The organism is Streptomyces sp. NPDC040410 (assembly GCF_055595715.1).
The window spans coordinates 38046-56308 of the sequence record NZ_JBVIVK010000017.1; the positions used below are offsets into that span (position 1 = coordinate 38046).

The following is an 18263-nucleotide window of genomic DNA, read 5'->3' on the forward strand; positions in this document are numbered from 1 at the left end:
GCATACGGCCACGGCCGTGCGTATGTCCGGCAAGGAACGCCGCGGCGAGCCGCTGGACTTCCCTGAATAGTCAAGGTGAGAAAAGGGGGCCCGGGCCGCCGGGTACTGAGCCGTCGGCGCCATCTTCGCCAGGGGCCGTAGGTGCGTCAACCGGCACCCGTCGCCTCGGGGTTCAGGTGTTCAACCGCGGCGGGGCCACGGTTAAACAGCCGCCGACTGTGAATACGGACGGGTATTCGCGCAGACTTTCCGGGTCTTGGGGCCGCCGGTATCGTCGGCGGCGAGAGGAATCGACCGGGGGTGGATTTCTGGTGATGAACGGAACCGCCGGGGAAACCGCGGAGCGGGTTCCCCCGGATCGTCCGGCGCTGCCAGAGGAGATCGCGGAGCTGACCGATCCCGGTCATCGCGAGGATCCGTATCCTTATCTGGACAGACTACGTGCGCGCTCCCCCTACAAGCCGTTCGACGGGCTGGTCGTGGTGGGGCGGCACGCGCAGGTCTCGGCGCTGCTGCGCGATCCCGCGATGAGTTCGGCCCGGGATCTGGCCACGCTGGCGCCGACCCCGCACGGGCCGCGCACCCTCAACTTCATCCATCTCGATCCGCCGGAGCACACGCGGTACCGCCGGCTGGTGGCGGGCGCGTTCGCGCGCCGGCAGGTCGCGGGGCTCGAACCGCGGATCCGGGAGATCGTGACGGAGCTGATCGGGGCCGGCGCGGAGACCGGGACATTCGATGTGGTGGAGGGTCTCGCCTATCCGCTTCCGCTGCAGGTGATCTGCGAACTGCTGGGGGTTCCGTTCGAGGACCGGCAGCAGCTGCAGGACTGGACGGGGACACTGTCCGAGGAACTGGAGCCACCGCTCGGCGCGCCCCCGCAGCGGCCGACGACGCAGGCGGCGCGGGCGCGGGCCGGGTTGGTGGTGTACTTCCGCAAGCTGATCGAGGAGCGGCGGTCCCACCCCCGCGACGATCTGATCTCGCATCTCCTCCAGGTCGAGGAGCACGGGGAGCGGCTGGACGACCACGATGTGCTGGCGACGTGTGTGCTGCTGCTGAACGCGGGATACGAGACGACCGTCAATCTGATCGGCAACGCGGTTCTCGCGCTGCTGCGGCATCCGGAGCAGTTCGCGCGGCTGCGCGCGGCGCCCGAACAGACGGCTCCGGCGGTCGTGGAGGAGGTCCTGCGCTATGACGCGCCGGTCCAGATGACGACCCGGGTCGCACGCGAGGCCGGGGCGATCGGCGGGGCCGCGATGCGGCCCGGGGACACGGTGCTGCTGTTGCTGGGGGCCGCCAACCGGGATCCGGAGGTGTATCCGGACCCGGGCACGTTCGACATCGGCCGCTCCCCCGCCGCGCCGCATCTGACGTTCGCGGCGGGGCCGCACTTCTGTCTCGGGGCGGGACTGGCCCGGCTGGAGGCGGCGGTCGCCCTCGAACTGCTGGCCACGCTGCTGGTCCGGCCTCGGCTGCGCCCCGACGAGCTCGTCTACCGGCCCAATCTGAACCTGCGGGGCCCGGCCCGTCTCCCGATCGACCTGGACGGCGTCCGTCCCGGCCGGGTAGCCGGCGCCCGGTCCGCCGCCCCCGAAGGACGTTCTCATGACGCATGATCTGACCGATGCCCCGGACATGGTGACGCTGTTCCGCGAACGCGTGGCGGCCCACCCCGACGCCGAGGCCCTCACCTATCTCGCCGATCCCTCCGACTTCGACAGCGGTGCGCAGCGCTGGTCGTACGCCCGGCTCGACCAGGAGGCCCGTGGCCGCGCGGCCTGGCTGCACGCGCATGTGCCGCCGGGCGCACGGGTGCTGCTGCTGCATCCGACCGGGCTGGAGTTCGCGGCGGCGCTGTTCGGGTGTCTGTTCGCCGGGATGATCGCGGTGCCGGCGCCGCTCCCCGGCGGCCACCGCCACCACGGCCGACGGCTCGCGGCCATCGCGCGGGACTCGGGGGCCGCGGCCGTGCTGACCACGGCGGCGCACCTGACGGAGGTGAGCGAGTGGGCGGCGGATCTGCCGGACACCTCGCTCCAGGTGGTCGCCGGGGACCTGCTCGACGCCGACGACCCGGGCGAGTGGCGGCCGGTGCCGGTGGACCGGTCGACGATCGCCGTGCTCCAGTACACCTCGGGGTCGACCGGCGACCCGAAGGGCGTGGTCCTCCAGCACGAGCACATCCTCTTCAACACCGCCGTGGGCACGGCCAGGCTCGAATTCGGCGGACGGGTCGGCGGCTGGCTGCCGCTGTATCACGACATGGGGCTGTTCAGCCAGATCGTGTGGCCGCTGCTGCTGGGCGGGAGTTCCGTGCTGATGGCGCCGACCGCGTTCATCAGACGGCCGGCCCAGTGGCTGCGGATGATCGACGTCTTCGACCTCGGCCTCTCCTTCGCCCCGAACTTCGCGTTCGACCTGTGCACCCGCAAGGTCCGTGAGCAGGACCTCGCCGGCCTGGACCTGTCCCGCTGGCGGGTGGCCGGCTGCGGCTCGGAGCCGATCGACGCGCGGGTTCTGGCCGCCTTCACCGACCGGTTCGCCGCCGCGGGCCTGGACCCGCGCGCGGTGACCGCCTGCTACGGCATGGCGGAGACCGCCGTCTACATCTCGGTCGATGCCACCGGTCCACTCAAGACCCTCCAGGTGGACCTGGAGGCGCTGGCCCAGGGCGAGTTCACTCCGGCGGTGGCGGACCGCGCCTCCCGGGAGATCGTCGCCTGCGGCCGCCCGGACGCTTCGTACGACACCCTGATCGTCGATCCGGAGACCCGGGACGTCCTGCCGGACGGCCGGCTGGGCGAGATCTGGCTGCGCGGCCGGAGCGTCTCGTCCGGCTACTGGCGGCGCGACGACAACGCGGACGTCTTCGACGCGGCCACCGCGGACGGTGACGGCGGCTATCTGCGCACCGGGGACCTCGGAGTGTTCAGCGACGGCGAACTCTATGTCCACGGACGCCTCAAGGACCTGATCATCGTGCACGGCCGGAACGTCTATCCGCAGGACATCGAGCACGAACTCCGAGCCCAGCACCCGGAGTTGGGCCGCACGGGCGTGGTCTTCGCCGATCCTGGCGCCACCCCCGGCAACCACGACTCCTCCGTGGTCGTCACCCATGAGGTCGCGGGCATCCCGGCCGACCGGCTGCCCGCCCTCGCCGCCGAGATCCGGCACACGGTGGGACGCGAGTTCGGGATCGCCGTCGCCACCGTCGCCCTGGTGAAGCCGGGCACGGTCCCGCGGACCACGAGCGGCAAGGTCCGCCGCTCGGCGATGCGGGACCTCTTCCGCGAGGGCCGCCTGGTCTCCCTGCACCAGGACCCGCGTTAGGGCCTGCCCCCTGCCAGCCGCGCACCGAAGGAGTCCCATGCACCGTCCGACGACCGACCCCACGACGGAAGGCACCGAGGCAGAGCTGCGGGAGTGGCTCTGCGCCTACCTCGCCGAGGAGATGAGACTTCCGCCCGACGCGATCGACCCCGAACAGCCCATGTCCGTCTACGGTCTGGATTCGGTCAGGGCCATCACCTTGATCACGGAGGCCGAGGATCACATCGGCTGTGAACTCGACCCCAATGCCCTGTGGGAGTTCCCCACGGTGGCCTCGTTCGCCGGCCTGCTCGCCGAGCACGCGACCCGGCAGCGTACGGCGTCGTAACCCGCGGGGGCGGCCCTGGCTCTGACAGAGGAAGGCAGGCACCAGGGCCGGCCCTTGAGCGGAGGCGTGGCCGTAGGCATTCACCCGCTGTCAGCAGGAAGCGCGGTGTGGGATACCGGGAAGAGCTGGTTCCACTGCTCCGGGCCGAGGCTGTCCGGGAAGCGCCGGCACAGCTCCTCGTAGGTCGAGGCAGTCTCACGGACTACCAGGCGATGTCGCGACGCTCGCGCCTGGGCGCCTCGCCGCGGACCGGGCGCTTCTTGCCCGGCGCCCGGCAGCGGTACTGAGTCCGTCCGCCCGGTTCACCGTGCAGTGCCTGGGCCCGCGCTCCCCCACCCCCCACCGCCCCGGCTGCCGTGCACCTTGATCCACAAGCCGTGTCCCGGGGGCAACCTGCGTGCGGCTCTCGCCCCTGGTCCGCCGGCTTCGCTTCGACCGTCCGCCGGGGAGGGCGCCGTCAGCGCTCCGCACCCTCCCCGGCGGGCCGACCGCGCCTACCGCCGCCGGGTCCTAGCCGGCATGGAACTGCTCCTTCGACGGGTCCGGCGGCGGCTTCTTCCGGACCAACCGCCACCGTCGTCCAGCGCCGTACAGGCGCCCGCCTGCAGAGCCCCACGAGAGGGCGGCTGGTCTTGGCGAAGGGGAGGAGGCGCGCCCTGACGGACGGCCATGGTGGCCGAGGACCTGGTGACGGCGGTCCGGAAGGTCGTGACGTGCGCCTCGGTCCACGAGCATGCAGGTACCTACGTTGGCGTCGGGCGCGGGAGGGTCAGGTGGTTCGCCGGCCCATCCTTGCGGACTGCCGATTGTGTCCCTTGCGGCCGACCCGGGGCATCCGCGCGATGTGCACGCAGCGATGTGGCCGCCGATGGAGCCACACCCCGCCCACCACGCCATGATCGCTGGATCGATCAGCGCCCACCGCTCGCCCGCAGTGTCGATGCCTGGCCGCGACGCTCGCCCACCACGGCCGACAACGACACGAGGTTCGTCGCCTGCTCAGCCACGCTGGTCGTCACTGTAGGAGTCGGCGCGAGCCCTGATCGCCGCGATCAGAAGGTCCACCAGAAGCGCGAAGCTGCCGGGTGAGTCGACTGGGGGGATGTGGTCGATGGTGGCGGCGAGGTTCGGGTAGGCCTCGGCGGGCAGCTTGCGGTATTCGACGTGCCAGGAAAGCAGGTCGGCGTCGCGGGCGGGCGCCTCCAGGGCATGCAGTGCGGCGTCCATGCTGGAGTAGGCCAGTACCGCGTCGGCGAAGACCCGGTAGCAGCGGGCGGCCTCCCTCTCGTCGAGGCCGGCCCGGCGCATGCAGCCGAGAATGTGCTCGACGACCTCGAACTCGTGCTGCCGCCGCGCGGTGCGGGCGGCCACCAACTGGCCGACCTGGGAGTGGGTGAGGAAAACGTCGTGGATCCGGCCCGCGACGGCGCGCAGATCCGCGGCCCAGTCGTCGGTGACCGGAAGTCCGCCGGAGGTGACCCGGGCGTGCAGGGCGTCGATGAGGGCGAGCAGCACCTCGTCCTTGTCTCGGAAGTGGCGGTAGATCGCGGTTGGATGGGCCTGCAACTCGCGGCCCAGGGTCTCGAAGGTGAGCGCGTCCATTCCGTCCCGGTCGGCGATCCGCAGTGCGGCCTCGGCGATGACCTGCTGGTTGAGGCTGCCCCGTGGCCGTCGGGGTCTGCGCTGTGGCGTGATCGCCATCGAGAAGGGTCCTCTCCGTGTACGGGGCCGGTTCTCACCGGACCGGACTGAGCGCCCCATCAGGGTGCCACTGGCCGCCTGCCGTCCCCTGCCGTCCCAGATTACCTTTAGTCGATGCCATTGACTATCCGATTGACTTAATCCCACACTGAGGCTCCTCCGCCGGAAGCACCACCTCCGCCCTTGCCAGGAGGCCTCGTATGCCCGCATCCGCCCCAACCCCCGCCACGCCCGCGACCGACCAGGCCGAGCCCCCAGCCGCCACGGCGGCCTCCGGCATCGAGACCCACTCGATCGACTGGATCCCCGCCGCCGAGCGTCACGGCACCCCCGCGCATCTCGGCTCGCTGTGGTTCGTCGGCAACATCAACCTCACCGCGATGGCCACAGGTGTGACGGCGCTCAGCATCGGCGCCGGACTGACGTGGACGCTCATCGCCACGGCGCTCGGTTCGCTCTTCGGAACCTTCTTCATGGCCTTCCACTCCGCCCAGGGGCCACAGCTCGGCCTGCCCCAACTCGTACAGTCCAGACCACAGTTCGGCTATCTGGGCGCGGCGCTGACCGTGTGGGTCTTCGCCCTGGTCAACTATGTCGCGTACAACACCTCCGACGCGATCCTGTCCGGCGACGCCCTGCACACCCTGTTCGGCCTGCGCGAGGGCTACGGCTACTTCATCGCCGCCTCCGTGGCCGCGCTGATCGCGCTGTACGGCTACCGCTGGATCCACCGGGTGAGCCGCTGGCTGACCTGGCCGCTGGTCGCCGTGATGGCCGTGGTCACGGTCGCCGCCCTCGCCGACGAGGGTCTGACCGCGGACGCCTTCATGTTCGGCGATTTCAAGGCCGGTGCGTTCATGACCGTCTTCGTGATCGTCGCCGGCTTCCAGCTGGGCTGGGCCCCGTACGTGTCCGACTACTCCCGTTACCTGCCGGCCCAGGTCGGCGTGCGGGCCACGTTCTGGTGGACGTACCTGCCCAGCGCGCTGTCCGGGATCTGGGTCTTCGCCATCGGGGCGGTGGCCTCGGCCGCCTACCCGGACGCCACTCCCGTGGCCGCGTTCAAGGCGATGGCCGACGGCCTGGTCGGCGGGCTCGGCTGGTTCATGGTCGCGGCACTCCTGCTCGGCCTGCTGTCGGTGATGGCGATCAACCAGTACGGCGGCATGATGTCGATCATCTCCATCTGGGACAGCTTCAAGCCCGTGCGGCCGACCCGGACCATCCGAGCGGTCTGCATCGCGGTGATGTTCGTCCTGGTCTGGGGCGTAGCCCAGTTCGTCGGAGTGGACCGGTTCAACTCCTTCTACGGAAACGTGCTGATCTTCCTCGCGTACCTGTTCACACCCTGGACCGCGATCAACCTGGTGGACTACTTCTTCGTCCGCCGCGGCGCCTACTCGATCGGGGAGATCTTCAACCCCCGCGGCATCTACGGCCGCTGGGGATGGCGCGGCAACCTCGCGTATCTGATCGCCATCGCGGCGATGATCCCGTTCGTCGTCACCACCCCGTTCACCGGGTTCGCCGCCGCGGCGCTGCACGGCGTCGACTACTCCGTCTTCATCGGCCTGCCCGTGGCCGGCCTGTGCTACCTGGTGTTCTGCCGCTCGCTCGACCTCCCGGCAGAGCGGCGCATCGTCGAAGAGGAAGGTGTACTCGACCTTGCTCACTGAGACACCCGACCTTGTCATCACCGGTGCCCGGGCCCGCCTCTCGGCGGGCCGCTGGGCCTCCGCCGTGGCCGTACGGGACGGGCGGATCACCGCCCTCGGCGACGTCGCGGACGTCCTCGCGCTCGCCGGACCGGATACGGAACGGGTGCACGCCGCCGGCGGCCTGGTACTGCCCGGCTTCCAGGACGCCCATGTCCACGCCCCCTTCGCCGGGCGCAACCTGCTCCGCATCTGGCTCAACGACCTGGCGGGACGACAGTCCTACCTGGACGCCATCGCCGCCTACGCCCGGGCCAACCCCGACGAGGCGTGGATCGTCGGCGGCGGCTGGGCCATGGAGCACTTCCCCGGCGGCACCCCGCGCAAAGAGGACCTCGACGCGATCGTCCCGGACCGTCCCGTCTTCCTCTTCAACCGGGACGTGCACGGCGCCTGGGTCAACTCCCGTGCCCTGCAGATCGCAGGGATCGACCGCCATACCCCCGACCCCCCCGACGGCCGGATCGAACGCGACCCGGTCACCGGCGAACCCACCGGGACCCTGCACGAAGGCGCCGCGTACACGTTCAACGACACTCATGTCCCACTCCCCGGCCGGGCGGAGTGGGAAGCCGCGATCCTCACGGCCCAGAGCCACCTGCATGCCCTCGGCATCACCGGCTGGCAGGACGCCTGGGTCACCCCCGCCACCCAGCAGGCCTACGAGACCCTGGCCGCCGACGGACGCCTCACCGCCCGGGTGGTCGGCGCGCTGTGGTGGGACCGGCACCAGGGTCTGGGACAGATCGCCGACCTGCTGGCCCGGCGCGAGCGCGGACTGGCCGTCACACCCCCGCGCGCCCACCTGGGCTCGGGCTTCCACCCGACCACCGTGAAGATCATGACCGACGGGGTCCTGGAGAACCACACGGGCGCGCTCCTCGAACCGTACTGCGACGGCTGCGGCGGACACAGCGACAACCGCGGACTCTCCTACATCGACCGGGAACTGCTCGCCGCGGCCCTGGTCGAACTCGACCGCCACGGTTTCCAGGTGCACCAGCACGCCATCGGCGACCGAGCGGTCCGCAACGCTCTCGACGCCGTGGCCGCCGCCCGCGCCGCCAACGGCGCCGGCGACCGGCGCCACCACATCGCCCACCTGCAACTGGTCCACCCCGACGACATCAGGCGCTTTGCCGAACTCGACGTCATCGCCAACCTCCAGACCTACTGGGCCAAGAGCGAACCACAGATGGACGACCTGACGGTGCCTTTCATCGGCCCCGAACGGGCACGTCGGCAATACCCCTTCGCTCACCTGCTGGCCTGCGGCACCCGCCTTGCCATGGGCAGCGACTGGGCGGTCACCACCGCCGACCCGCTGCAGCAGCTGGAGGTCGCGATCACCCGGACCGACCCCGGCGCACGCGACGGTGCTGCCTTCCTGCCCGAGCAGCGGTTGACGCTCGACGACGCCCTGGACGCCTTCACGGCGGGCTCGGCCTACGTCAACCACGATGATCAGGGGGGCACCCTGGCAGTCGGCCGCCGCGCCGACCTGGTGCTCCTCGACCGCGATCTGTGCGCGCCCGGTTTCGCCACACCGGACGCGGCACCGCTGGCCGATGCACGAGCGGTGCTCACGGTCGCCGCCGGGCAGGTGGTGCACCGCGCCGAGTGAGCCGCTGCTGTCGCCCACGAACCGCGCCGGGTCGCCCAGAGGCGGACAGGGTGACCGCAACGGCGGAACGCGGCCGGCCGGGAGCCCCGGCGGCCTTGGTAGCCGATCCCCGGCCGGCACCTACTTGCGTTGCCCCGCGTGGATCTCCGTAGGCGGCCTCCTCAACGCGCTTTGATATCCGCCGGAGACTTCAAGATCGACTGACGCTCAGTCGTCATCATGGTTGCCGGTGGGGTGGACCCGGCTCAGACCGAATCGGGAGAGAACCCGATCGGCTTCCTCGTCGTCGGCGCCTTCGATGTCGATGACGTCGTTCACGTGCAGATCAAGATGGGCGAATCGTGGTGCCAGTTCAGCCAGTCCGGCCAGCGGATTACCCTCGCAGTCTCTCTGGCTGATCGTCAGGTTGCTGATGGACAGACGTTCGAGCTGAGGAAGGACCGAGGAGTCCGCGAGGGCGGAAAGTAGCTGATACGCGGTGGCATCGAACTCTGCCTTGCTGAGGTCAAGGTTTTTGAGACTAGGGTACTCAGAGGCCTTGAGTTCCTCGAGTTGCTCAGGCGGGCACACGCAGCCGAAAACGTCATCACCGAGTTCAACTTCCAATGACACCAGTCCGGGAGTCTGTCCAAGTTCGAAAATGGATCCGTCGGAGATGACGGGTCCCCGGACCCGCAGTCGGGTCAGTCTGTCGTGGTTCAAGGAGTGGAACAGGAACGCGCCTTCGAGTTCCAGTGTACGCAGGGCGGGAAGCGAGTCCCAGATATCGGCCTGAACAAGTCCTTGGTGAAGGTATTCCTCAGGATTGATTCGCTTACCCGTCGATCCCTCGCTGAGTTCAAACAGGTACTCGAAGCCGTAGCCGAAGTACATGCGTTCCAGCCGGGGGCGTTGTCGGTCGGCAAGTGAGACCGCGGAGTGCTCGGCAGAGTGGTGGTAGTCGGTGAGGTGCAGTTCGAGTGTGCGCAGTCGGTGGGTGGCGGGGTGGGAAAGGAGTGCGTCGATCAGGGCGCCTTCCCATTGTTCGGGGTCGGTCGGGTCGATGATTGCGGCGTGTGAGTGGTCTGTCAGGAGCCGTTCCACCAGTTCTCGGCGTTGCGGCTGGGTGTCCTTGGCCAGGCGGAAGCAGGCCTCGTCGATGAAGCCGCGGGACCACGTGAACTGCCAGGAGCCGTCCTCCCGCAACCCGTCCAGCCCCAGTTGCCGTTCCACTTCCTCATGGGCCGCGGCCAGCCGGGCATGGTCCCCGTCCCTGGTCTCACAGCGGTGCTCCAGCCGGATCGCCTCGCCCCGCGGGTCGCCCGCCCCAGTCAGCAGATCCGCGTAGGCGAGCCACGCCTCCCAGTCATCCGTCTTCGGAACATCTGCAGCATCGAAAGAGTGCACGTCATTCTCCAGGTCTTGGCGGCAAGCTCCAGATGGATCGGGGCACGCCATCGTCAACGGCACCATAAATGCAGCCTCTGACATAAGCGCCACATGGCCACCCCCACCGCACAGTTCAGTAGTCAGTTACGTGGTTCTACCTACCTCGCCCCACTCAGACCGAGGCCCATCGGTCTTGCCTCTGAGTCGCCGCCCTGTGTGCGGAGAGAGGCAAGGCGGGTGAGGCTGCGGGTCGCCGGGAGACGGCTCGGAGCCCCGCCTGCTCACCCCTGACGACGAGGACTTCGTCGTCCAGACGGCCACCACCCGCCCTACCAAGCCTGCGAGGGTGCGGCGCCAACGCCCGCCACCCCGACGTCCTCGCCGCACAACGCCGAGAGCGCGCCCGCATTCGCAGCGAGAAGGGCATCCGCTGGGACGGCAGACCAGCCCCGCGGCGTGATCAAGAACGGTTCACGCCTTCCTGACTAGAGGCGGCGTGCCGCAACAACTGCTGAACTGGCTGGTGTTGTGAGTATTTCAGTAGCGTCCAAGGCTGGATGAGTAAGGTAGAACAGGCGGAGCTCATCCACTTCGCCGCCGAAACGAGGCGGCCAATGGGGCGATGGGGTGAAGTCGTCCAGGATGAGAAGGCCACCAGGAGCAAGCAGCTCGACGACCCTCTCCGGGGCGTCACGCTTGCCTCCGCCGTCGCAGAAGAAGACATCGAAGGGGGCGTGCTGCTCAAGCAGCCGCCACTCCCCGGTGAGGACGCTGACGCGGTTGTCGTCCGCGAAGAGCCCGGCCGCTCGACCGGCCAGCTCCTCGTCACGCTCCACCGTGACCAGGCGGGCACCGGCGCCGAGCCCACTGTGCAGCCAGGCGGTACCCACGCCCGAGCCGGTGCCGCTCTCCGCAACGACTCCGTGGGGTTTCGCAGCAGCGGCCAGCCTGAGCAACCGGCCCACCTCAGGGATGCAACTCTTCTTGAAACCCGCCTCGGAGGCGACACGCTCCGCGGCCACCACGCGAGGCGGAACCGAACGCTCTGCCATGATCACGAATCCCCTTCACCGTGGACACGACGCTATCCGCCAGCAGAGGCGTCCGGTGCGAGTTTCGCCTGTCCAGACCCTGCAAACCTTCCGGTCAGGGCACAGAAACAGATTCGCCGACACGGGAGAACCCGCCGATCCCTGTGGGGTTCCGCGATCTCGCTGCCGCAAGGTGCCGTCGGGAAAGTTGCAGTGGAGCGGCAAGCCACCGTTTCACATACAACAGGACCCACGTGGCATCGGTATGGGTTTCCACCGCCTTGATGACGAGGCCCCAGCGGCTGTCGAAGAATTTGGAGACATCGAGATCGAGGGGCCCACTTCTTCTTCCAGCACCGCCGGCATATCTCAACCGCGTTCAGAGCCGACCTGCCCGGCGGTAGCCGTAGGAATCCGGGTGGAACACCAGCTCCACCTGCTTCTCCAGATGAGTGGCCGCCACTGCCTGGGCGTTTCTGTCCGCGACCGTGGGCACACCGAGCAAACGAACCCCGTCGCCATGCGGCTTCGGGATTCCCACACTTTTCACCGGAGGAGGAAGGTAGCTTTTCCGAGGACATCCGATTCCAGACCTTATAGAGGTTCCCTTTCAGATCCTTCTCGAACTCCTCGATCGTTGCAGCCATCCACCTCCGGAGCACCCTGCTTGGCCGTGGCGACGCGGCAGTCGTGGAGGGCCGCTCCACCTGGCGGTGGGGGTGGCTCCTGCCGGCCGAATGATGATCGGCTTCAGCCGGGAGGTCGCGGCCCTGGCCTTCGCTGAACCGGGCCGCGTTTCCCCACTTGCCATGGGCGATCACGCCGCCGTACATTCCCTGCACCCGGCTTGTCCGGCCGCTTCGTCTATCCCCTTTGAGCACATGAGGAGCGCCCGGTATGACGGGTGTAATGGCGGTCGCAGGCGGCACCGCATCCGGCAAGTCCACCCTTGCCGAAGCCCTGTCGCTGCAGTGTCCCGAGAGCATCGCACTGATCCATCTGGACGACTACTACGTGCCCGCGCACGACCCCCTGAGGGGTGTGTGGACGGTCAGCGCCGACGGGCACGCCGTCCTCGACTGGAACCATCCCGGGTCGATCGACGAGACAGCGGTGACGCACGCCATTGACGCGGCGCTGATGCGCCCCGGCGTGCTGCTGGTGGTGGTCGAGGGCCTGTTCGCGCTGTCACTGCCGTCCGTGGTCCCGCGGGCGGCGTGGCGGGTGTATGTCGACACCCCCGACGACATACGCCTGGCCCGCAAGATCCTCCGGAAGATCGAGGTGCAGCGGCAGGACCCCCGGCTGTCTCTGCACAACTATCTGCAGACCGGCAGGGACCGCCACGCAGCCCACGTCGCGCCCTCCCGGGCGGTGGCCGATCTGGTCGTGGACGGGACCGCGAGCGAGACGGAGATGCTGGCGGCCGTCATGCCGCTGATCGGGCCGGCCCTCGCACCGCCGCCCGCGGCGTCCTCGCGGGCACGGGGGGTGCGCGGTGTGACCCGTACTCCCGGGATCCCGGCGTTCGCGCTGTGACGTGCCCGGGGGGGGACCGGCCCAGGCGAGGGACGCCGCGTGATCACGCTTTTGGCGGCGGCTGCCGTACGATCCCGGCACACCGTCGTCGTGGCCGAGTACCCAGACCGAAGCCGGAACGCTCCCTGCCGCCGGGGATACGGGGTGGAGCGCTGCCGACGCCACTCGACGAGTTGGACGGACCCGAGCGCGGGCGCGTAGAGCTCCCGCGGGGACGGGACGGCCGACAATCAAACAGGTGAGCGATAGCAGGGTCGAGCCGGCCCAGGCGCGGCCCTGGAGTCCGGGCGATGGCACCGAGCCGGTGGTGCGGACCTGGCCGTACGGGGATCCGCCCGCGCTATGGGTGTGGTCCAAGGGCCAGTGGCGGTGGGCCACGGTGACGACCCGGCAGGACCCCGCGTGGTGAAGACGGTCACCTCGTGAGCGCTTGCCCCACGCCTGTTGGTCTAGAGCAGGAGAGCCGCCCGGCGCGTTCCAACATGCTGTTGAGCCGCCAGACGACGGCGATCGTGTAGAGGATGACGTCTCGATGGTTCAGCACGAGTAGGGCGTAGAACCAGCCTTTGCGCCGGGGGTCGGTGAAGGTTCTCGTCCACCTTCCGAACGCTGCCCGGTGGGTGGCGGAATCGACCGGCGGTCGACGGCTCGGTACCGCTCGCCGAAGTGAGAGGTGAGGGCATGAAGGCGGGCAACGAACTGTGAACGGTCACGGACAGCACGAGACCCCCGGGACCTGGCATTCTCACGGCCGCCGCACACCGTCGTGGTGAGGCCGCGGCCGACACCTCGAATTGCGATCTTCAGTGGTTCATTCTCTGCTGGAAGGGGCCGTTGACATTTTGGAGAGGATCGTTTGCTCTCCGTCATCGCCCCGTGGCCTGGGTAGGAAGGCGTCGATGGTGGCCAGAGGGGTGCCGATCACCCATACCAAGTGCGTTGATCGTCTCCAGGGTGGACGTCTCTCCCGCGTCCCACCCGATGAGCCCGCTGCGGTGCCTCGGAGTTCGACGTGGCGCGTCCGGGACCGGACACTGTTGATCACCCGCCGTCCGGCGAGGCCGTGCGGAAGCCGTCGCGGCCGCCCGCCAAAAGTCCTGGCCCGCCTTGTGACGCGGGCATGATCATGTGGAGGCGGAGCCATGGAGCCCGCAGACCGGCAGCAGCAGTGCGCGGCCGACGACGAGGGGCGGTTTCGGCTGCTGACGAAGGACTCGCCGGACAGCGACGGCACCCCGGCTGAGAACGAACTGGGGAACCGGCTGGTGGACCATTTCCTCACGCGAGCCCCGGAGATGACCAACGCTCTCTTCCACGGCCTCGGCCGCCACGAAACCGAGGAGATCGTCGAGCAGGTCCACAGCCTCAGGGGCGCCGCGGGCAACATGCGAGCCCACACCCTCGCCGCCTGCTGCCAGGAACTCGAACATCACGTCGGTGCCGGGGCGCCTGCCCCGGCACCGACGGCTCCCCGCTTCCAGGTGGAAATCGACCGCACCTGCCGCATCCTCGGGGTACTCCGCTCCCAACCTCCCGATTACGGACCCGGATGAGACCCGACCGGTTCATGCGTCCCGGTGGGAAGGAGGGTCTGTGAGCAAGGTTCACCTGCGTTTGCCCTCACGCCGTGATGCGGCGGCCTGGGTGTACGGGGCGGCAGGGACCGCGGTGATCGTCACCTATCTGATCACCTCCTCCCCAGCGCGCTACATGCTGGCCGCGCTGGTGTCCGCCTCGGTCGTTGTCGCGATCGTGGTGGGAGTGACCAGGCACAGTCCGCCCTCGGTCCTTCCGTGGTGCCTGTTAGCCGCGGGCATGGCACCCTACGCCGCGGCGGACACGATCTGGGGCCTCTACCAGGCTCGCGGCGCCGAGGTTCCGTTCCCGGGCGTGGCCGACATGCTCTACCTGGGCAGCTATCTGTTGTTCACCGCCGGTCTGGTGATGCTGGCCCGGCAGGAGGCGGGCCGCCTGCACTGGGCCGGGCTACTGGACGCGGGAATCGTCACGCTGGGGTTCGGCACCTTGTCGTGGGCGTTCATCATTGCCCCCTACCTGCGCAGCGAGATGACCGCGTGGCCGCTCGCGCTGTCCATCGCCTATCCCGCCACCGACCTGGTGCTGCTGTCCGTGGCCGCGCGGCTGATACTCACCACAGGCACGCGCACCCCGTCATTCCTTCTGTGCATCGGATGGCTGCTAGTCCTGCTCGCTGCCGACGGCCTCTACTACGGGACCCAGGCGACGACGGGCATCGCGATCGCGGAGGACGTGTCCGAAGTGGCGTGGATGGTCTCCTCCCTCCTGCTGGGTGCGGCGGCACTACACTCGTCCGTTTCCCGGCCGTCGCGGCTGGCGGAAGACCAGGGAAAGCTGCCCCCTCGGCGCCTGTCGACCCTGATCGCGCTGATCCTTATGGGGCCTCTGATCGTGCTGGCCAATGTCGGTGGCATCCGGGACCAACCCGGGGACGTCACCGTGATCGTCGGCATGATGGCGAGCCTTTCGCTGCTGCTCTTGGTGCGCGTCGCGTTCCTGGCCCAGTACGCCCAGGGCAGGGCCGCTGCCCTCGCCGCCTCACTGCGGGAACAGGCTGAGCTCCAAAAGCAGCTGAGCTATCAGGCGACCCACGACCCGTTGACGGGACTGGCCAACCGGGCACTGCTGAACGAACGCCTGGAGTCCGCGTTCGGCCGGTGCTCCGCTACGTCCTGCGCCGGACTACTGATGCTCGATCTCGACGGCTTCAAGGACGTCAACGACACACTGGGACACCCCGCCGGCGATGAACTGCTGGTCGACGTCGCGAGGCGGCTGACGAGCCGGGTCCGCGAGCAGGACCTGGTGGCCAGGCTCGGCGGGGACGAGTTCGCGCTCCTCGTGGAAGGCGTGGACCTGAGCACCCTGCACGACTACGTGACGCGGATCCTTGATGCCTTCCACGACCCCTTCCTCCTCGTCCATGGCGATTCCGTTGACGTGACCACCAGCATCGGAGCACGGAGCGTCAGCAGACCGACGTCGCCCGCGGAAGTGCTGCGGGACGCCGACACAGCCCTGTACAGGGCCAAGACCGCAGGCAAGAACCGGGGGGCGTTCTTCGAACCCCCGCTGCGGCCCGCCTCCCCAACGCCACAGGATGGCGCCAGCCGGAGCCGAGGACGCCAGAACCCCTGACGTTCGATGCCCCCAGCCTCCTCGCTAGCTCGACTTCGTTACGGCGGTTGCAATTCACCTTGTCGAATCCGACGCGATCTCAGATCCTCAAGATCTAGTGACTCGTATGCCCAAGATCAGGGTTCAAGCCCCTGGGCTGCCGAGCCGAAGTCATGGACAGGGTTCGCCCCGGTCCGCTGTCCACGGCTTCCAGCTGTCAGTGCCATCCCGCAGCGTGGTTTGGGCGCCGAGGGATGGCTCGGTGGCACGGCATCAGGACGTGACCACGGTCAGCCCTGCCGGAGCGGTCGCGTCCACCGTTCCGTCCGCTGTTACCGTGACGTCCAGCTGACCGCCGCCGACTTGGAGCCCCGTCACCGTGAGCGGTGCGCACGTCGAGGCGAAGTTGGGCGCCACGGTGACCGTGCCGCCGGGGACGTCAGCGTTCAGGCCGAGGGCTGCTTGGAGCACGAGGATCGCTGAGGTGGCCGCCCATGCCTGCGGTCGGCACGACGCCGGGTAGGGGGCGGGGTGCGGGCTCTGCCGGCTGCCGTGGCCGGCGAAGAGTTCGGGGAGGCGGGCGTCGAAAGCCGTTGACGCAGTCAGCAGGCCGGCTGCCAGCGAGGCGGCGGCGTCCGGGAATCCGGCCTTGACCAGGCCGTGTACGGCGATGGCCGTGTCGTGCGGCCAGATCGAGCCGACGTGGTAGCCGTAGGGGTTATAGCCCACTGCGTCGCTGCTCAGGGTGCGCAGGCCGTGGCCTGCGTCGAGGTCGGGTCCGGCGATGCGGGCCGCGAGCAGTGCACTCTCCTCGGCGTTGAGCAGGCCGGTGCCGAGGAGGTGGCCGAAGCCGGAGGTGACCGAGTCGACCGGCTTGCCGTCGCCGTCGAGCGCGACGGCCGGGTAAGGGCCGTGTTCGTCCGTCACCCAGAAGCGGTCGCGGAAGCGGACCGCGAGCCGCTCGGCCCATGCCTCCCAATCGTCGGCCCCCGGTCGGCCGAACGCGCGCAGCAGTGCCGCTCCGCCGAGGGCGGCCTCGTAGGCGTACGCCTGGACTTCGCACAGGGCGATCGGGGCGTGGGCGCGGCGGCCGTCGCGGTAGCGGATGGAGTCGTCGGAGTCCTTCCAGCCCTGGTTGGACAGGCCGTGTCCGGTCTGGTCGATGTACTGGAGGAAGCCGTCGCCGGCGTCTGCCTGGCGGCGCATCCAGGCGAGTGCGGACTCGGCGTGCGGCAGGAGCTGTTCGACCTCGGCCGGGTCGAGTCCCCAGCGCCAGGCGTCGTGGAGGAGGGTGATCCACAGGGGGGTGGCGTCGATCGTGCCGTAGTACACCGAGGGGAGGGAGAGCCGGTCCGCGATCGTGTGGGTCTCGCGGCGGACTTCGTGCAGGATCTTGCCCGGCTGTTCCTCTGTGGCCGGGTCGGTGACGGTCCCCTGGCGGCGGGCGAGTGTGCGCAGGGTGCCGGCCGCAAGGTCGGTGCCGAGCGGGAGCAGCATGCGGGCGGCCCACAGCGCGTCGCGGCCGAAGAGCGTCAGGAACCAGGGGGCGCCCGCCGCGAGGAACTGGTCCGGGGGGTTCTGCTGCGATTGCGGGTCGGTCAGGCGCAGGCGGTCCAGGTCGGCAAGGGACTGCTCCAGCCAGCGGTCCAGGTCGCGGTCCGCGCTGCGCAGCACGGGGGTGCGCCAGGGCACCTGGTGGTCCGTGGGCGCGGGCGGGAACTGGTCGCCGTCCGCGTAGGCGGCCGTACCGTGCAGCGTCATCGACCACGAGGCACCGGGGGCCAGTTCGACGTCGTACGACAGCCGTCCCGCTGGCACCTCCAGCGCGTCCGGAGCCGGCTCGCTGAAGAGTTGGGCAGTGAAGCCGTCACGGCTCCAGGACAGGCCGACAGAGTCGGTGTCCGCAGCCTGCGGCAGCACGTGCTCGCAAGCGTGTCCCGACTTGACCTTGTCCATCGTGGCGAGGTCCGTGCCGACGGTCACCGTCAGCCGGAAGCGGACCTGCCGGCTGCCCGCGTTAACGACCTCCAGGCACTCCTCGAACCGGCCTGCCGCCGTGCTACGGCGGCGGTGGAGGGCGACGGCCGGGTCGGGCGTGCTCTCACCGAGGCCGCGCAGCACGGCCCGGAACTCCGCGCGGTCCGCGCCTTGGAAGCCACCGGCGACCGGGGCGAGGGCGATGCCTTCGGCGGCGACGGTGAGGTGTGACAGTGCTCTGCGGTCGCCGTGGTAGAAGCCGTCCACACCCCCGTTGAGCTGCCCGTCCGCATGCGAGATGACGAGGCTGGGCGCGCGCAGCGTGACGACCGCGTCATGCAGGAACGGCTGCAGGCCCGCGCTCGCGGACAAATCTGCGGTGACCGAGCCGTTGGTGTCCTGGGTCTTGACAGTGGTGTCCAAGGAAGTACAACCTCTCATCATTCGAACGTTCCAAAGACAGTAAGTCACTCTTCAGAGTGCTG

At 69.2% G+C, this 18263-nt stretch carries 13 protein-coding genes; 9 read left to right on the forward strand and 4 right to left on the reverse strand.

Annotated features, from left to right (window positions below):
• Positions 1–314 precede the first annotated feature (314 nt).
• From ACZ562_RS28740 to ACZ562_RS28750, 3 genes are read left to right on the forward strand one after another with little or no spacing between them, the layout of a single operon-like run.
• On the forward strand, positions 315–1622 hold the full coding sequence (locus ACZ562_RS28740) for a cytochrome P450 (RefSeq protein WP_471184868.1): 1308 nt from the start codon (positions 315–317) through the stop codon (positions 1620–1622).
• The gene (locus ACZ562_RS28745; protein WP_471184871.1) at positions 1612–3339 is read left to right on the forward strand and encodes a fatty acyl-AMP ligase; all 1728 of its coding nucleotides are present in this window, start codon (positions 1612–1614) and stop codon (positions 3337–3339) included. The genes ACZ562_RS28740 and ACZ562_RS28745 overlap by 11 nt, the downstream gene beginning before the upstream one ends.
• A gap of 37 nt (positions 3340–3376) precedes the next feature.
• Complete coding sequence (locus ACZ562_RS28750) at positions 3377–3667, forward strand: acyl carrier protein (protein WP_471184872.1); 291 nt, start codon at positions 3377–3379, stop codon at positions 3665–3667.
• A 999-nt stretch (positions 3668–4666) separates the two neighbouring features.
• On the opposite strand, the gene ACZ562_RS28755 is transcribed toward ACZ562_RS28750, so the two are convergent.
• Positions 4667–5368: a TetR/AcrR family transcriptional regulator gene (locus ACZ562_RS28755; protein WP_471184874.1), complete on the reverse strand. Its 702-nt coding sequence runs from the start codon at positions 5366–5368 to the stop codon at positions 4667–4669.
• 200 nt (positions 5369–5568) lie between these two features.
• On the opposite strand from ACZ562_RS28755, the gene ACZ562_RS28760 reads away from it, so the two are divergent.
• Positions 5569–7044, forward strand: coding sequence for a purine-cytosine permease family protein (locus tag ACZ562_RS28760; protein WP_471184875.1), 1476 nt, complete (start codon positions 5569–5571; stop codon positions 7042–7044).
• Positions 7034–8707 carry an amidohydrolase gene (locus ACZ562_RS28765; RefSeq protein ID WP_471184878.1) on the forward strand — a complete coding sequence of 558 codons (1674 nt, stop codon included), beginning with the start codon at positions 7034–7036 and terminating at the stop codon, positions 8705–8707. Before ACZ562_RS28760 ends, ACZ562_RS28765 begins: the two co-directional genes overlap by 11 nt.
• Before the next feature lie 207 nt (positions 8708–8914).
• Here ACZ562_RS28765 and ACZ562_RS28770 read toward each other — a convergent pair whose 3' ends face one another.
• Entirely contained in the window at positions 8915–10093 is a 1179-nt protein-coding gene (locus tag ACZ562_RS28770; protein ID WP_471184881.1) for a hypothetical protein, read from the reverse strand.
• 467 nt (positions 10094–10560) lie between these two features.
• Entirely contained in the window at positions 10561–11127 is a 567-nt protein-coding gene (locus ACZ562_RS28775; protein WP_471185107.1) for an O-methyltransferase, read from the reverse strand.
• An 876-nt stretch (positions 11128–12003) separates the two neighbouring features.
• Between ACZ562_RS28775 and ACZ562_RS28780 the strand changes: the two genes are divergently transcribed.
• The 4 genes from ACZ562_RS28780 to ACZ562_RS28795 all read left to right on the forward strand — a co-directional run bounded on the left by ACZ562_RS28780 (position 12004) and on the right by ACZ562_RS28795 (position 15822).
• Entirely contained in the window at positions 12004–12645 is a 642-nt protein-coding gene (locus ACZ562_RS28780; protein WP_471184883.1) for a uridine kinase family protein, read from the forward strand.
• Positions 12646–12883: 238 nt separating this feature from the next.
• Positions 12884–13054 (forward strand): hypothetical protein, encoded by a 171-nt coding sequence (locus ACZ562_RS28785; RefSeq protein WP_471184886.1) that lies wholly within the window; start codon positions 12884–12886, stop codon positions 13052–13054.
• A gap of 733 nt (positions 13055–13787) precedes the next feature.
• Positions 13788–14198, forward strand: coding sequence for an Hpt domain-containing protein (locus ACZ562_RS28790; protein ID WP_471184889.1), 411 nt, complete (start codon positions 13788–13790; stop codon positions 14196–14198).
• Positions 14199–14238: 40 nt separating this feature from the next.
• Positions 14239–15822 (forward strand): diguanylate cyclase domain-containing protein, encoded by a 1584-nt coding sequence (locus ACZ562_RS28795; protein ID WP_471184891.1) that lies wholly within the window; start codon positions 14239–14241, stop codon positions 15820–15822.
• Between the two features lie 252 nt (positions 15823–16074).
• On the opposite strand, the gene ACZ562_RS28800 is transcribed toward ACZ562_RS28795, so the two are convergent.
• The gene (locus ACZ562_RS28800; RefSeq protein WP_471184894.1) at positions 16075–18201 is read right to left on the reverse strand and encodes an amylo-alpha-1,6-glucosidase; all 2127 of its coding nucleotides are present in this window, start codon (positions 18199–18201) and stop codon (positions 16075–16077) included.
• Between the last annotated feature and the right edge of the window lie 62 nt (positions 18202–18263).

Excerpts from the sequence above, each read along its gene's own strand:
- ACZ562_RS28760 (WP_471184875.1), top strand. The coding sequence starts at position 5,569 with ATGCCCGCATCCGCCCCAACCCCCGCCACGCCCGCGACCGACCAGGCC.
- ACZ562_RS28755 (WP_471184874.1), bottom strand. The coding sequence starts at position 5,368 with ATGGCGATCACGCCACAGCGCAGACCCCGACGGCCACGGGGCAGCCTC.
- ACZ562_RS28740 (WP_471184868.1), top strand. The coding sequence starts at position 315 with ATGAACGGAACCGCCGGGGAAACCGCGGAGCGGGTTCCCCCGGATCGT.
- ACZ562_RS28775 (WP_471185107.1), bottom strand. The coding sequence starts at position 11,127 with ATGGCAGAGCGTTCGGTTCCGCCTCGCGTGGTGGCCGCGGAGCGTGTC.
- ACZ562_RS28790 (WP_471184889.1), top strand. The coding sequence starts at position 13,788 with ATGGAGCCCGCAGACCGGCAGCAGCAGTGCGCGGCCGACGACGAGGGG.
- ACZ562_RS28780 (WP_471184883.1), top strand. The coding sequence starts at position 12,004 with ATGACGGGTGTAATGGCGGTCGCAGGCGGCACCGCATCCGGCAAGTCC.
- ACZ562_RS28750 (WP_471184872.1), top strand. The coding sequence starts at position 3,377 with ATGCACCGTCCGACGACCGACCCCACGACGGAAGGCACCGAGGCAGAG.
- ACZ562_RS28745 (WP_471184871.1), top strand. The coding sequence starts at position 1,612 with ATGACGCATGATCTGACCGATGCCCCGGACATGGTGACGCTGTTCCGC.